This window comes from Pseudomonas oryzihabitans (genome assembly GCF_006384975.1).
Classification (GTDB): domain Bacteria; phylum Pseudomonadota; class Gammaproteobacteria; order Pseudomonadales; family Pseudomonadaceae; genus Chryseomonas; species Chryseomonas psychrotolerans_B.
This window is the reverse complement of record NZ_CP021645.1, coordinates 600,371-614,528: the sequence shown is the minus strand read 5'-3', so window position 1 is coordinate 614,528 and position 14,158 is coordinate 600,371. Positions and strand designations below refer to the sequence as shown.

At 62.2% G+C, this 14,158-nt stretch carries 11 protein-coding genes; 1 reads left to right on the top strand and 10 read right to left on the bottom strand.

The genetic code is table 11. The features are described from left to right. Positions 1 to 71 precede the first annotated feature (71 nt). The gene (acnA, locus tag CCZ28_RS02760) at positions 72 to 2,762 is read left to right on the top strand and encodes an aconitate hydratase AcnA (RefSeq protein ID WP_140215708.1); all 2,691 of its coding nucleotides are present in this window, start codon (positions 72 to 74) and stop codon (positions 2,760 to 2,762) included. A gap of 40 nt (positions 2,763 to 2,802) precedes the next feature. Here acnA and CCZ28_RS02755 read toward each other — a convergent pair whose 3' ends face one another. The 10 genes from CCZ28_RS02755 to CCZ28_RS02710 all read right to left on the bottom strand — a co-directional run bounded on the left by CCZ28_RS02755 (position 2,803) and on the right by CCZ28_RS02710 (position 13,869). Continuing rightward, positions 2,803 to 4,026, bottom strand: a complete 1,224-nt coding sequence (locus CCZ28_RS02755; protein WP_140215707.1) for a hypothetical protein — start codon at positions 4,024 to 4,026, stop codon at positions 2,803 to 2,805. After that, positions 4,023 to 5,117: a glycosyltransferase family 4 protein gene (locus CCZ28_RS02750; RefSeq protein ID WP_140215705.1), complete on the bottom strand. Its 1,095-nt coding sequence runs from the start codon at positions 5,115 to 5,117 to the stop codon at positions 4,023 to 4,025. The genes CCZ28_RS02755 and CCZ28_RS02750 overlap by 4 nt, the downstream gene beginning before the upstream one ends. Continuing rightward, complete coding sequence (locus CCZ28_RS02745; RefSeq protein WP_140215703.1) at positions 5,110 to 6,114, bottom strand: hypothetical protein; 1,005 nt, start codon at positions 6,112 to 6,114, stop codon at positions 5,110 to 5,112. Before CCZ28_RS02745 ends, CCZ28_RS02750 begins: the two co-directional genes overlap by 8 nt. A 7-nt stretch (positions 6,115 to 6,121) precedes the next feature. Next, on the bottom strand, positions 6,122 to 7,282 hold the full coding sequence (locus CCZ28_RS02740) for a polysaccharide pyruvyl transferase family protein (protein ID WP_167509196.1): 1,161 nt from the start codon (positions 7,280 to 7,282) through the stop codon (positions 6,122 to 6,124). Position 7,283: 1 nt separating this feature from the next. Beyond that, on the bottom strand, positions 7,284 to 8,504 hold the full coding sequence (locus CCZ28_RS02735) for a hypothetical protein (RefSeq protein WP_140215700.1): 1,221 nt from the start codon (positions 8,502 to 8,504) through the stop codon (positions 7,284 to 7,286). Beyond that, positions 8,485 to 10,659 carry a polysaccharide biosynthesis tyrosine autokinase gene (locus CCZ28_RS02730; protein WP_140215698.1) on the bottom strand — a complete coding sequence of 725 codons (2,175 nt, stop codon included), beginning with the start codon at positions 10,657 to 10,659 and terminating at the stop codon, positions 8,485 to 8,487. Before CCZ28_RS02730 ends, CCZ28_RS02735 begins: the two co-directional genes overlap by 20 nt. Before the next feature lie 393 nt (positions 10,660 to 11,052). After that, positions 11,053 to 11,541: a hypothetical protein gene (locus CCZ28_RS02725; RefSeq protein ID WP_140215696.1), complete on the bottom strand. Its 489-nt coding sequence runs from the start codon at positions 11,539 to 11,541 to the stop codon at positions 11,053 to 11,055. A gap of 314 nt (positions 11,542 to 11,855) precedes the next feature. Then, the gene (locus CCZ28_RS02720) at positions 11,856 to 12,290 is read right to left on the bottom strand and encodes a winged helix-turn-helix domain-containing protein (protein WP_140215694.1); all 435 of its coding nucleotides are present in this window, start codon (positions 12,288 to 12,290) and stop codon (positions 11,856 to 11,858) included. Positions 12,291 to 12,345: 55 nt separating this feature from the next. Next, a complete protein-coding gene (locus tag CCZ28_RS02715) occupies positions 12,346 to 12,960 on the bottom strand; it encodes a hypothetical protein (RefSeq protein WP_167509195.1) in 615 nt (204 codons plus the stop codon). A 141-nt stretch (positions 12,961 to 13,101) separates the two neighbouring features. Continuing rightward, positions 13,102 to 13,869, bottom strand: coding sequence for a helix-turn-helix domain-containing protein (locus CCZ28_RS02710; protein WP_140215691.1), 768 nt, complete (start codon positions 13,867 to 13,869; stop codon positions 13,102 to 13,104). Positions 13,870 to 14,158 lie beyond the last annotated feature (289 nt).

The following is a 14,158-nucleotide window of genomic DNA, read 5'->3' as shown; positions in this document are numbered from 1 at the left end:
GCTGGTACGGGTCTCCTTCGCCTCTCGAGGCCCGAGCGGCCAGCGGGCAACCGTCGATAAGGAGACCCCTGATGCCAGCCCTGGACAGCCTCAAAAGCCTCAAGACCCTACAAGTAGGCGACCGTACCTACCACTATTACAGCCTGCCCGACGCCGCCAAGACCCTGGGTAACCTGGACAGGCTGCCCAAGTCGCTCAAGGTGCTGCTGGAAAACCTGCTGCGCTGGGAAGACAACCAGACCGTCACCGGCGAGGACCTCCAGGCCCTGGCCGACTGGACCAAGACCCGCTCCGCCGATCGCGAGATCCAGTACCGCCCGGCGCGAGTACTGATGCAGGACTTCACCGGGGTACCGGCGGTGGTCGACCTGGCCGCCATGCGCGAAGCCGTGGCCAAGGCCGGTGGCGATCCGCAGCGGATCAATCCGCTCTCCCCTGTCGATCTGGTGATCGACCACTCGGTGATGGTGGACCGCTACGCCAGCGAGAACGCCTACCACGAGAACGTCGAGATCGAGATGGAGCGCAACGGCGAGCGCTACGCCTTCCTGCGCTGGGGCCAGAACGCCTTCGACAACTTCCGCGTAGTGCCGCCGGGCACCGGCATCTGTCACCAGGTCAACCTGGAATACCTCGGTCGCAGTGTCTGGACCAAGGAAGAAGACGGCAAGACCTACGCCTTCCCCGATACCCTGGTGGGCACCGACTCCCACACCACCATGATCAACGGCCTGGGCGTGCTCGGCTGGGGCGTGGGCGGTATCGAGGCCGAGGCGGCCATGCTCGGCCAGCCGGTGTCCATGCTGATTCCCGAGGTGGTGGGCTTCAAGCTCACCGGCAAGCTGCGCGAAGGCATCACCGCCACTGACTTGGTGCTGACCGTGACCCAGATGCTGCGCAAGAAGGGCGTGGTGGGCAAGTTCGTCGAATTCTTCGGCGACGGCCTGGCCACCCTGCCCCTGGCCGACCGCGCCACCATCGGCAACATGGCGCCGGAATACGGCGCTACCTGCGGCTTCTTCCCGGTGGACCAGATCACCCTGGACTACCTGCGCCTCTCCGGTCGCCCCGAGGAGACCGTGCAACTGGTCGAGGCCTACACCCAGGCCCAGGGCCTGTGGCGCAATCCCGGCGACGAGCCGGTGTTCACCGATGTGCTCGAATTGGACATGGGCGAGGTCCAGTCCAGCCTGGCCGGTCCCAAGCGGCCCCAGGATCGCGTGTTGCTCGGCGAAGTGGCCAAGGCCTTCGGCGATTTCAATGCCCTGGCCCCGAAAAAAGCCGAGGCCACCAAGGCTGGTAGTGGCGTGGAAGTGCAGCTCGATGGCCAGACCTTCCAACTGGAAGACGGCGCCGTGGTCATCGCCGCCATCACCTCCTGCACCAATACCTCCAACCCCAGCGTCATGATGGCGGCCGGTCTCTTGGCGAAGAAAGCCGCCGAGAAGGGCCTGATGCGCAAGCCCTGGGTCAAGTCGTCCCTCGCGCCCGGCTCCAAGGTGGTGACCGACTACTACAACGCCGCCGGCCTCACTCCCTATCTCAACGACCTCGGCTTCGACCTGGTGGGCTATGGCTGCACCACCTGCATCGGCAACTCAGGACCGCTGCTCGATCCCATCGAGAAGGCCATCCAGGACGCCGACCTCACCGTGGCCTCGGTGCTCTCCGGCAACCGCAACTTCGAGGGTCGCGTGCATCCGCTAGTCAAGACCAACTGGCTGGCCTCGCCGCCGCTGGTGGTGGCCTATGCCCTGGCCGGCAGCGTGAAGGTCGATCTGACCCAGGAGCCGCTGGGCACCGGTAACGATGGCCAGCCGGTCTATCTGAAGGACGTCTGGCCCAGCCAGCAGGAAGTGGCCGAGGCGGTGCAGAAGCTCGACACCGCCATGTTCCACAAGCAATACGGCGCAGTGTTCGACGGCGACGAGAAGTGGCAGGCCATCCAGGTGCCGGACGCCGAGACCTATGTCTGGGACGCCGACTCCACCTACATCCAGAATCCGCCGTTCTTTGAAGGCATCGCCGGCGATCCGCCGCGCATCGCCGACATCCACGACGCGCGCATCCTGGCGCTGCTGGGCGATTCGGTGACCACCGACCACATCTCCCCCGCCGGCAACATCAAGAAGGACAGCCCCGCCGGACGCTATCTGGCCGAACATGGCGTGGCCTATGCCGACTTCAACTCCTACGGTTCGCGCCGCGGCAACCATGAGGTGATGATGAGGGGCACCTTCGCCAACATCCGCATCAAGAACGAGATGCTTGGCGGCGAAGAAGGTGGCAATACGATCCACGTGCCCAGCGGCGAGAAGCTGTCGATCTATGACGCGGCCATGAAGTACGAGCTGGAGAACACCCCGCTGGTGATCATCGCCGGCAAGGAATACGGCACCGGCTCCTCTCGCGACTGGGCGGCCAAGGGCACCAACCTGCTGGGCGTGAAAGCCGTGGTGGCCGAGAGCTTCGAGCGCATCCACAGATCCAACCTGGTGGGCATGGGCGTGCTGCCGCTGCAGTTCAAGGACGGCGTGGATCGCAAGTCCCTGGGGCTGACCGGCAAGGAGAAGATCGCCGTGCTGGGGATCGACGGCGTCGAGCTGCGTCCGCGCATGCCGCTGACCCTGGAGATCACCCGCGAGGACGGCAGCCTGGAAAGCGTCGAGGTGCTCTGCCGCATCGATACGGTCAATGAGGTGAGCTACTTCAAGGCCGGCGGCATCCTGCACTTTGTGCTGCGGGAGTTTCTCAAAGCCTAGTGGAACCCGGGCGGCGCTGATTGAGGTCCGCCCGGTCGTCTCAAGGCTTCATGCGCTGGGCAAGGGGTCGGCTGTCCACCAGCCGGCCAAGGCCTCCGGCAGGAGGGCAGTCCGAGAATTGCGAGGTAGTGCCCAGGTAAAGCATCTCGCATGCCTCCCCCGGTACGTCGTCGGACGGCAAAGAGGCGGCGCCACCATTCGTCCAGTACAGGTACAGCAGGCCCTTGCCATTGCTCAGCACTAGCCGATGCAGTTGGCCTTGCTGGCGATAGCTCGACAGCCGATAACCGCGGAGCACCTGCAGGGTGTCGCGCAGGGCACGAAACGCCTCCTTCGGTTGACCCCAATAATCGACCAAGCCGAAATTGTCTTCTCGCTCGAGCGGGTTGGTGCCACGATCCCGCCAGGCGTAGAGGTTAAGCGCAGCGATGTCGGCGGCGATGTTGGACAAGTAGGTCCGCACCAGCAATTGTGCCTGCGCGTGTTGCGAACGACGCGGCAGCACACTCGCATAACCCCACTCCGAGGCGAGGATCGTCAACCGGGGAATTCCCCGCTCGTCCGCGCTGGCCGCGAGCTGCCGATAATCGCCAATCACGCTTTCCGGCTGGTTACGGTAGGGGTGGACCGATAGTTCCTGGAGGCAGCCCGTCTTCAGCAACTGGAAGGCCAGATCCTGGAGTCTGGCGTTACGCTCATCGAAAGGAAAGCGGGCGAAACCGAAGCCGGCCAGCACCGGACGCCGCGGGACCTGTCCCAGACGCTCGCAGGTCAGGCGCATGGCCTGCTCGAATTCGTCCTGGCGTGCCGGGTTCAGGAAGGTCTTGAGTTCGGGTTCGTTCCAGAGCTCAAAGGCCGTGACCTGAATCGCGTCGTTGCCCAGCACCTCGGCGGCGAATTCGGCGAAGCGCTGATCGGGGTCCGTGACGACGGCGCTGGCGGGGCCCCAGATGCCAGCCCCTCCGAACAGCGTACCCAGGCTTTGCAAGCCATGCGCCCGCAACCGCGCGGTCAGCCGTGGATAATCGACCGGCACCGCCGTCCGTTGGGCGACCCGCGGCCGGATACCGAACCGCACGAAATCGAAGCCGACCTCGCGCAGTTGTCGCAAGTCCTCATCGGTAACCGTCTCCGGATCGATCTGCACCCCCAATGGCAGCGGCAGCTCGCTCTGGAAGACGCGCTCGATAGCCTCGCCCCGACCAGCCCCCAGCATGAGTAGCGCGGCTACCGCCCACGGCAGGACCCGTGCGGTGTACCTCACGACTGCGGCTCCGACTGCAGCGGATGCAACAGCTCCCGATAGGCACCGACGAAGCGCTCCAAGGCGAAGCGTTGGCCATAGGCCTGCAGGCATCTCTCCCCCCACCGCAGTTTGTCCTCGCGAGTGACGGCACACAGTTGCTCGCACAGATGCTCTGCGGTGCCGTCGAACAGCAGCCCGGTGCGCTCATGCTCGATCAGGTCCGGCAAGGCCCCCGAACGGCTGGCGATGACCGGCAAGCCATTGCGGAAGGCCTCCAGCACACAGAGGCCGAAGCCCTCCCAGCGCGAAGGCACCACCAGGAAATCGGCGTTGCGGTAGTAGAAGTCGATCTCGTCCGCCGCGGCCCAGCCGTGATAATGGATGTTCTTGGCGAAGGCGAAGTCCTGTTGGTGATCGCGCAGTACCACGTCGCCGACCAGGTGGAAGCAGAACCGTCCCGGTGCCTGGCGATTCAAGCGACGCATGGCATCGCAGAGGATGTCGAAACCCTTCTGCCGATCGAAGCGCCCCACGAAGAGCACGTTGATGACCGCGGGGTCGAACAGCGAAGACTGGGTGGCCGCGGGCCAGCTGGGCAATACCGTGTTCTCGATGAGCACACAACGCGGGGAGAAGCCCATCGAGCGGCTGTAGGCATGCTCGAAACGCGAAATGTTGACCACCCGCGAGGGGACATGGGAGATGGCGCGCTCCACGTTCCTGACGCAGAAGGAAATCCAGGACCTCGACTTGCGCAGACTGGCCCAGCCGTGCGGGCAATAGAGAGTACGAATCCGCCGATCCAGTCGTAAGGTGGCCAGGCAGAGCGCCAGGCCGGCGAAGGTGCTGTGGGCATAGACCACGCTGGCTCCCGTCTCCTTCACCGCCTGCAGGATGGCGCGGGCCAGGCCCAGAACGCCGGTCAGGCTGCGCCGGTGCTCGTGGGTCAACAGGTGAGCGGCATCGAGTTGATCACGCTGGCTGGCCGGGATCAGGAAGAAGAATTCACACTGCAACTCTCCGGCCTGGCGCTCCAGTAGGTTCAGATAACTGGCGACCCCGCCTTTGACGGTCTCCGCCACATGCAACACCTTCAGATAGTCAGCCATGGGTTCGCTCCTGCATTGACTCGATCACTGCCGTTTGGGTGGGTAAGGCGAACAGACAAAAGGCATAGGCACAAAGATGCCGGAGAAAGGAACCCAGGTCGGGTTCGAAAAAGGTCTGGATGATGAAGTTGCCGATGGCGATACAGGCCAGTACATGACCCGGATTGCGCTTGCTGAGCAGCAGCAGCGTCATGCCCCAGAGCACCGCAGCCAGCAACAGCTCTTGAACGCGCAGCGAGAACAGCGGGGCAAAATAGAAACGCACCGCGGCGTAGCCCGAATTGGGTAGCACCGTGGCCAGACCATTGGGTGTCAGCGGGTTGGTGAAGAGGGTCTTGGAGTCGCTGAGTCCCTCGCGTGACTGGTTCACCTGGTCCCGCGGCAATTGCAGGCTGTTCCATACTTCGCCGGGGACGGCCAGGCAGGCCAGTACCAGAAACGCGAGCAGGACCAGCCGCAGACGCGGTTTGGCGGCCCAGAAGACGCTGAGAAACAGGATCAGCAGCGCGACGAAGGCGTAGTACACCCGGAAGAAATAGGCATAGGTCAGATAGAGCGCCACCACCAGGATCACCCGCGTGGCGTGACGTCGGCACAGCAGCGCCACGGCGATGCAGGTCAGGTTCAGCACCAGGACGATGGTTTCCTTGGAGAGCTTGAGGTTGTACAACAACAAGGGAACCAGGTAGACCAGCGCGACGCCCAGGTGCAACGGCGTCTGGATGCAGTTGCAGATCAGCAGGCACACCGCCAGCACGGCGAGGATGATCAGTAATTGCCCGCCGTCGCCGCCCAGGGTCTTGAATACCCAGGCGGTGGCGACGAACGAATCCTGTTCAGCCGCCTCCAGATCGACGTAGCTGATGAGATCGCTGATGGTCCCCGCATCGGTGAAGAAATAGGCCGGCAGGATCTCGTCCTGATGCAGGGTCACCAGCAGCGCCAGGCAACAGCACAGCAATCCCAGCAGCAGGCGGTAGGCGACAGGAATGGCCATGACATGCCTACCGCTGGACCTGAGCGGCGACGGTACCGCTGACCCTGGCCGCGAGGACTTCCGCTGCGTACGGCGTAGCGGCGCCAGCGATGGCCTCGAGTCGTGCCAGGGTCGCCGGCACCGTCGGCACCAGGTCGTCCAGAAAGGCCTCCGAACGCCCGCTCATACGGAAAAAGGATTCCACCTTGGCATCCCAGCGCAGGCCGATGGAAGGCACGCCCAGCGCGAGGGCGATGATGTTGGCGTGTAGTCGATGCGCCACCAGCAGGTCGAAGGTGGCGATGTTGCCCACCAGGGTACCGGGAGTGAGGGGCCGCTCGAGGCACTGCACCCCGGGCAGGGCCAGGTTGCGATGGATCTCGCCCTTGAGGGCCTCGTCCTCCAGGGCACCATTGGTGAACAGCACGACCTGATAACCCGCGTCGTGCAATGCCCTGGCCAGCCTCGCGAAATACTCGGCAAGGCCGGTATGGAAGTCCTCGCCCAGGCGCCCTTCCACGTCGAGCCCGCGCGGATCGGCAATGCACAGCCCAACGCGTTCGACCTGCGTCCGGCTGCGGCTGGGAACGCCATAGCACTCGGCGGAAAACAGCGCGGGATCGGCAGCCACCGCCAGCGGATAACACTTGCTGATGAGATCGGCGAAGCGCGTACGGGACTCGGGATCGCGCAGCGTGACGGACTGCGGACGGATGTTATCCAGGGCCGCACGGAACAGGAATCGGCCGATCCGGCTCAGCGACGGGGCGACGCCGACGAAGGCGATATAGCGGTTGGCCGCGGGGTTGTGCTTGAGCAACAGGGAAAACAGATAGAGCTTGAGGGGAAAATTCAGGGATTCATCGAGGAACAGCTGTCCGCCGCCGATGACGATGACGTCGGCCGCTACCACCTTGGCCTTCCAGCTACCGCGCCAACGCCCGAGGAAGCTGGCCAGGATGAAGCCGGCGACTGCGATCTTGCGAGTGAAGCCTGGCAGCTTCGAGAACAGTGCGACCCGGTTCGACGCCGGTCTGTCGCTGGACTCGAAAGTCTCGCGCCCGGCCAGATCCAGCGGAATGACACGGGAAAAGCGGCTGTGCTTCTTATAGAGATAGCGGAGGTTATCGAAGATGACGCCGTCGCCCAAGTTGCGGCTGAAGGGCACGCCCACCACCAGAATATTCATCTCACTCACCATCCTTGACATTGATTTTCAGAAGCAGTCGGCCGCTCGCCAGCGCCAGGGCGAAGGCAACCGAGATGACGCCATAATTGAGCACCTGGTCCGCGTGCGGCTGGGCGATGCCCTGGCTGATCACCACCACCGCGAGTCCCAGCAGCATGCACAGCAGCATGAGTCGATGTTCCCCACTCGCCTTGAGCAAGGTGCGTCCGACCTGCACGAGGGCGAAGGCGACCGGCAGCGCCAGCAGCACGCCGCCATCGACGCCGCTGAAGGACTTACCGAACCAGGCACGCAGCGCATCGCCCAACCCGAGGGACAAGGCGCCGGCATAAAGCGCACTCAGCGCGACGCAGGCCGCCAGCAGCTGTAATGATCGGCTGACGAAAGCCTGTCGCTGCTGCTTCGCGAGCATGCCGATCAGTTGCGGCAACACCTGGTTGGAAAGCGCGATACACAGGTACTGGGCAGGCAGCAGCAGGGTCAGGCTGATCCTCAGGCTCCCCGCCTGCTCCGGCGCACCGCGCAGGAAGAAGTAGATGACCAGGCCATGGGTCAAACCCCAGAAGATGAGTTGGGCCAGCAGGTTGACACTGGCGAAGGCTTTCACGCGTCCCGCGGCCAGCCGGTAGTCCACGCCCCGATTGAGGTAGCCATAGATGAACAGCGCAGGGACGCCAATGCCGAGCACGATGCAGCCGAACAAGGTGGCGATGTCACCCCGGGCGGAGGTTTCCTGCGCCAGCAAGACCAATAGCGTCTGCACCAGTGGAGGCACGATCAGCAAGCCGGTCCGTCCCTGGACGATGGCCAGGGCACGGGCAGTCCAATAGAGCGCGAAGCTCGCGCAGGCGAGGACGAACAGCAGTGCCAGTGGCAGGGAGAGACCAGCCAGGAAGATGAAATAGAGCGTCGCCACCAGCAGCACCACCGCTACCGCGGTGTGCGCCCGCAACAGGCTGCTCGCCAGCAGGCGCCCACCCCGTTTGCCGAATACCAGCAAGGTATCGAAGACCGCACACCCATGGACCAGGCTCAGCAGGATGACCACCGAATACAAGGAAGCGAACAGGGCGAACTCGTGGGCGCTCAACCAACGGGCCGCGACCAGTTGGACGACGAAGAAGGCGCCGGTATAGGCCAGTTGCTCGCCCAGCGCCGCCGCCACTCGCACCAGGGAGCGGCGCGCGCCCGGCGCCAGGGCCTCAAACTTCCGGCGCAGCATCGTAGTAACTCGAATAGCCATAACTCTGCTCACGGCTGTTCGCCGAGGCGTTCACCACCAGCCCAGTCGCCGTGATGCCCAGGTTGCCAAGCGACTGCAGGGCCAGTTCGAGCTCCTGGAAGGTGTTGACGCCCAGGCGAGTAACCAGGAACTTGATGCCGCAGTGAGCTGCCAGCAACGCGCCGTCGGTGGCGACCAGCAGCGGTGACGAATCCAGAATCACCAGGTCGTAATCGGCCCCTACGGCCGCCAGCAGCGTCTTGAGGCCATCGCCATGAAGCACTTCCGAGCCTATGCCCTTGCGTGTGCCACCTGGCATCACGAAGAGGTTATCGATGGAGGTGGGGTGGATGCAGGCGGCCAGCTCGATCCGGTCGGCCAGGGCATCGGTGAGCCCCGGGGTGAGCGTGGTGTTCAACAGTGAATGCAGTTGACCCCGCCGCAGGTCACCGTCGATCAGCAGGACGCGCTTGCCGGTGGCGGCCACGATGCTCGCCAGATTCACCGAGACGAAGGTCTTGCCCACACCTGGGGTGGCGCCAGCGATCAGCACCAGGTTGTTCGGCGCATCCTCGCTCAGGATGTGCAGGCTGGTGCGCAGGGCCCGCATCGCCTCCACGGCGCTCTCCAGCGGAAAACGCGCCGCCAGCACCGCCGGCGGGCTACCCGCCAGCCGCCGCTTGGCGCTCTTGCCGGAGCGAATACGCTTCTCCGCAAGGCTATAGGGCACGGCCGAATATACCGGTAGGGCGAAGGCGTCGAGCATCTTGATCGACGACAGGGTTGGCCGCAGCGAAAAACGGATCACACAGGCGGCTACCGCGAGGAACAGCCCGAACAGCGTAGCGGCGGCGACGATCAGGAGGGTTCGGGGCTTGACCGGATGGCGGACATCCACGTCGGCGTCGTCGAGGATACGGACATTGCCCAGGCTTCCAGCCTGGACCACCGACAATTCCTGGGCGCGATTGAGCAATTGGGAGTAGGTCTCGGACGCCACCTGGACATCCCGGGTCAGGCTGAACAGGTCCTTCTGCGTATTGGGAAGTGCCCGGGTCTGCGTCAGCAGCCGCTGCCGGCGCTGTTGCAGCAAGCCAATCTGATTCTCCAGGGTCTTGAGCGCCGGGTGGTTGGGGGTATAGAGGCGTTCGAGTTCGGATTTCTTCAGTTGCAGGCCGCTCAGCTCGCCTTCCAAGCCCACCATCTGGTCCAGCAGCGCCTTGGTTTCCAGATCGATGTTGATGCTGCCTTCGTTGCGCTGATAACTGTCGAGCGCGTTCGCCGCCCGATCCAGATCCGCCTTCACCTTGGGCAATTGGTTCTTGATGAACACCAGGCTGGCGGCGGCATCGGCCGATACCCGATCGCGGTTCTGCTGAACGTAGAGTTCGAGTATGCGTTGCAGCAGGGCTTTGGCCTGGAGGAAGTCCGCGCTGTCGAGGGCGGCATTGAGCACGCCGGTATCCTTGCCCCGCTCGGTGACGTCGAGTTGCTCCTGTAGATCCAGGGCGGCGAAGAGCGCCGGGGTCTTGGTGACCTGGAAGCGCACATCCGGATTGGCGATCAGGCGCTCGACACGTATCACCACGCCCTGCCGCTCGACCCGCTCACCGACTCGTCCACTCAATAGCAGATGGTCATCCTGGTAAAGCGCGTAGCTGTCCTCGTCCTCGACCACCAGCGACAGCGGCTGATACTCCAGGGCCGAAGGCACCTCCAGTTGGGAGATGACGAGCTGGCTGCCACCCCAGTCGTAGCTGGACAGACCCAAGACCGGGGCGACCGGACTGGCATCCTCGGGCGTCAACCAACGGGCGATGGCACCGCCGATCAGTGGAAAGCGTACCGGTTCGATGTCGACATCCAGGCCAAGGGATTGGATCGCCTTCGCCAGGATCGTCCGCGACTTGATGATCTCGATCTCGGCCGCGGAAGAAGACGAGCTGCCCAATAACAGGGAAAGTTCGGAACTACCGAAGATATCGCTCTTCTGCGACTCTATCTGCAACAGTGCATTCGCCCGATAGACCGGCGGCGTGATCACACAATACAAAGTGCCCAGCAGACCGGCTGCGACCACGACACCAGCAATGAACTTCCTGGCGACGAAGAGTTGCCGACCCAACACTTTCCATTCCCTGAGATCATCTGCCACTTACTGCATCCTTAATTCGAGTTGAACCTTTTCAAGGCGATAAAAAGCCCGCCCCTATTGCGGAGCATCAGCCCACACTCTGCGCTTTGTGCCCGAAAATCCCCTATGCCGCTGGCAGCACAGCGCTAAAACGCCTCACTGGAGCGTCATTCGTCGCGAGTCTTCACTCAGCACGCTTTGGCGAGACCTGTGCACTGACAGCACAGACCCAACGTCATCGCCGACTTTTATTTCAAGACGAGCATTGTTTCGCCAACCCATTAAGGGCGGCGTTGCGCGATATTATTCTTGTTGTCACGCACTGTTATTCTTCCCGCACCGAAACAGGCAAACAACCTTAATTTTCGGCCAAAAAATAACAGGTATCCGCCCACATCCCCACTGCGCGAAACCTCACTCCGGAAGTAACGCCAAACCGACGCTCAAGATTCTCACGAGTCCCTCCACGCTGAGGTTTCGCGCTCCTGGAAAGAGTGCGGCAAGCATTCCCACCAGCGCTATCCACAGCAGTAGAGGAATCCCCGCCACCAGGGCGATCAGGGGATATCTGGTCAGTTGAAGCCGTAGGCAACGCAACAGCAGTCGCTGCGCCTTGCTCGAAAGTGCCACCTGGCGCTGGCCCGGCTCGAAAAAGCACAGCCACGGCACCATCACGCTCGCCGCGACCAGGGTGGCGGGCAAGAACCACCACCGCAGGGAGCAGTAGAAGAAGCGCAGCAATAACGCTTTCTCGGCCGCGGGCAGACATTGATCGGCCAGCGCATCCTGCAGGACCCGTGCGGTTTCTCGATGCTGCAAACCATAGCGATGACGGGCGAATCCCAGATAAGCGAACACCAACGATAGCGTGGCCAGCAGCCCCACCTCATTCTCCAGGTCCATAGCCTCTCCTGACTGACATTGCCATAGTCCTTGGTCAGCAACAGCGACGCGTGCCGCTGCCCCTGAGCGCCTGAGGCCGGTGGTGCCAGGCTTCAGGCGGTGGCGGACGAGATGAAGCGCTATCCGCTCTTCGTGAAAGGCGTTGCAGGCAACCGCCTGGTAGAACACCAGTGCCACAAGCAGCGCCTGGTTGGACCGGGTGAACACCAAAAACCCGACCAGAGCCTTTCCTCAGCACTGCACGACCTCCTGAAAGATCCCTCCTCTCACGCTGTCCGTTCGCCCGTAGGCAGGATCGCGGCATGGCTGCCCGCTCATTCGGCGCGGGAGATTCGTTGAGTCAGTCGATAACCCCGGTTGCGTACGGCGACGAAGAGCCGCTGCTGCCCGAAATGCTTCTTGAACTTGCGCTGCAGACGACTCATGCACATCTCCAGCCCCGAATAGTGATCGGCATCGCGACCAAGCCGGACGATGATCCTTTCCTTACTCACCACCCCTTCCCTGCTTCGCACCAGCTCATCCAGGATCAGGGTTTCAAAATGGGTCAGGCTCACTTCATCACCCTGCGATTCCAAGGTGTTGGCGTCCGTACACAACGTCCACGCCGCCTCGTCAAGAGCCATCGCCTGCTGACCACAGCACTGATGACGTGACTCCTCACCTAAGCCAGACGCTACGTGTCCGCCAACGCTCATGGCGACGACGCCTCCTTCTGCGGTGGATACCTCCGCCGAAATGCTCAACATGACAACCTCAAATTACTAGGCTCGACGAACTCGTCTACCCGCCGTACGACAACACTCAGAGACGCACCGGCGCGGAAAGACAGTTACCCATCCAGTAGGTGAACGGCAGGAATTTCGCCAACTCGCTCGCGTGCTCTGTATTCATTCCGGAAGCAACGAACAGAATGCTGTTGGCATTTATCTGCTCCACCATGAGATCTCGCATCTCGCCGATATGACTGGCCTGAACGGCCGATGCCGTGATCGGCGGTACGCTACCCAAATGGAGGAACAGGTAGTCGATGACGCCCAATCGCTGCAGCAAGCGAACGTGATAGCCCGGATCGCAGGCCCCTCCGAGGGCGAACCTCACACCCTGCTCATGAATACGGCATATCGCCTCACCGAACCGCGCACGGTCATCCCTCAACACCAGGCTCTCGAAACCGTCGTACAGCCGGAGCACCAAGGTCGCCCGCCTAAGCTTCAGGGTGTTGGCCACCGTCTCCAGCTCAGCCACCGTCTGCTCTTGCAACAGCGCCAGTACATCGCACTCGACGAAATACAGCGCGGCGCCGCAGCCAGGTCTGCGTCCGACGACTGGATCAGGCTGGAACGCTGATATCTGGGCGCGCAGCAGCATCTCGTTCGTCATGATGTCGACGTAGTTCCGCGCTTTGGCAGGCTGCATTTTCAGCCGCTCGACGAAATCGTATCGACGACCGCCCCGTAGGCAATGCCCAGCCGGTCTAGAGGACCGGTCATAGATATGCTGGTGAATGATGGGGAAGACGCTAGTGCTCATGGCAATTGACACACCTCGGTGGCACCTTCATTTGACGTCCAGCAGGCCGCGATTGAGGCGATAACCATAGCCCCTGATGCTTTCGATAAGGTTTACTCTGAATACCGAAAGGATCCTGGTTCTCAACCTGCTCACCGATTTCGATAGCGCACTTCTGTCGTAGTACTGCGAATTCATGCCGAAGGTCGCGGCCAACTGGTCATAGCTCAGGACGTGCGCGGCGTCCCGTGAGAGAGCCCGGAGCACCGTCATCTCCGAATAGGAAAGTTCGACGGCCTCGCTCTTGGATACGAGCCGGAGATGCAAGGTGTCCAGCAGTAGCGGTGAGTCGAGTCCTCGAGCATTCCCGTGCAACCGGTCCAGGATGAGGGCGATTTCGGTCTCGCAGCGTTGCCCTGCCTGAACGACCACGTCCGCACCGGCCTTCAAGTAGTTCAGCCGGGCATTTCGATGGCCCCCATGAACTACCAGCAGCAGGATCGTGCGCTTGCTTAGCGGCCGTAGCCGACCGATTTCCTCCAGCACCTGAGCGTCGTCGTCCTCTCGTCGGCGCTCGAGAATCAGAAAGTCGAGATCCGCCAGCTCCTGAGCTACCGAACCGCAAGGTGGGAGAACGGACCTGACCGCTACACGAAAAGGCGCTCCCGCGAAACGCTTCGCGGTAAGGTATCCGAGTCTTCTGGGACGCCCGAACAACTCGGCATCCTCTCTCGCGTTTAGTCCTAGCCCCGACATCCCGACCTCCTTTATTACTTTCAACCAACCCACAAGAACTTCTTTCAGGTAGGCGGCCAACCACAACGCCCCCAAAAGACTTAATTTTCGCCAAATCTGATCGATGCTTCATCAAAAAAAGAAAAATACTGAAATAAAAGAAATAGAATCAGGAGCCAACCCTAATAACGCCCACGGCAAATCCCCTTGACAGGCGAACATCACCACGAGGAAGCAACAGTCAAAATCAAATTGCAGCGATCCGAAACACACGTCAACCCTTGTTAAAAAAAGTCAAGTTGATGATCTTGCAGACACCTTATTTTTTGGACAGCCATCAGAGCCACCTCGAAAGGCAGCCCAAAGTCAT

Excerpts from the sequence above, each read along its gene's own strand:
- acnA (WP_140215708.1), top strand. The coding sequence starts at position 72 with ATGCCAGCCCTGGACAGCCTCAAAAGCCTCAAGACCCTACAAGTAGGC.
- CCZ28_RS02750 (WP_140215705.1), bottom strand. The coding sequence starts at position 5,117 with ATGGCTGACTATCTGAAGGTGTTGCATGTGGCGGAGACCGTCAAAGGC.
- CCZ28_RS02745 (WP_140215703.1), bottom strand. The coding sequence starts at position 6,114 with ATGGCCATTCCTGTCGCCTACCGCCTGCTGCTGGGATTGCTGTGCTGT.
- CCZ28_RS02740 (WP_167509196.1), bottom strand. The coding sequence starts at position 7,282 with ATGAATATTCTGGTGGTGGGCGTGCCCTTCAGCCGCAACTTGGGCGAC.
- CCZ28_RS02735 (WP_140215700.1), bottom strand. The coding sequence starts at position 8,504 with ATGCTGCGCCGGAAGTTTGAGGCCCTGGCGCCGGGCGCGCGCCGCTCC.
- CCZ28_RS02725 (WP_140215696.1), bottom strand. The coding sequence starts at position 11,541 with ATGGACCTGGAGAATGAGGTGGGGCTGCTGGCCACGCTATCGTTGGTG.
- CCZ28_RS02720 (WP_140215694.1), bottom strand. The coding sequence starts at position 12,290 with ATGTTGAGCATTTCGGCGGAGGTATCCACCGCAGAAGGAGGCGTCGTC.
- CCZ28_RS02715 (WP_167509195.1), bottom strand. The coding sequence starts at position 12,960 with ATGCAGCCTGCCAAAGCGCGGAACTACGTCGACATCATGACGAACGAG.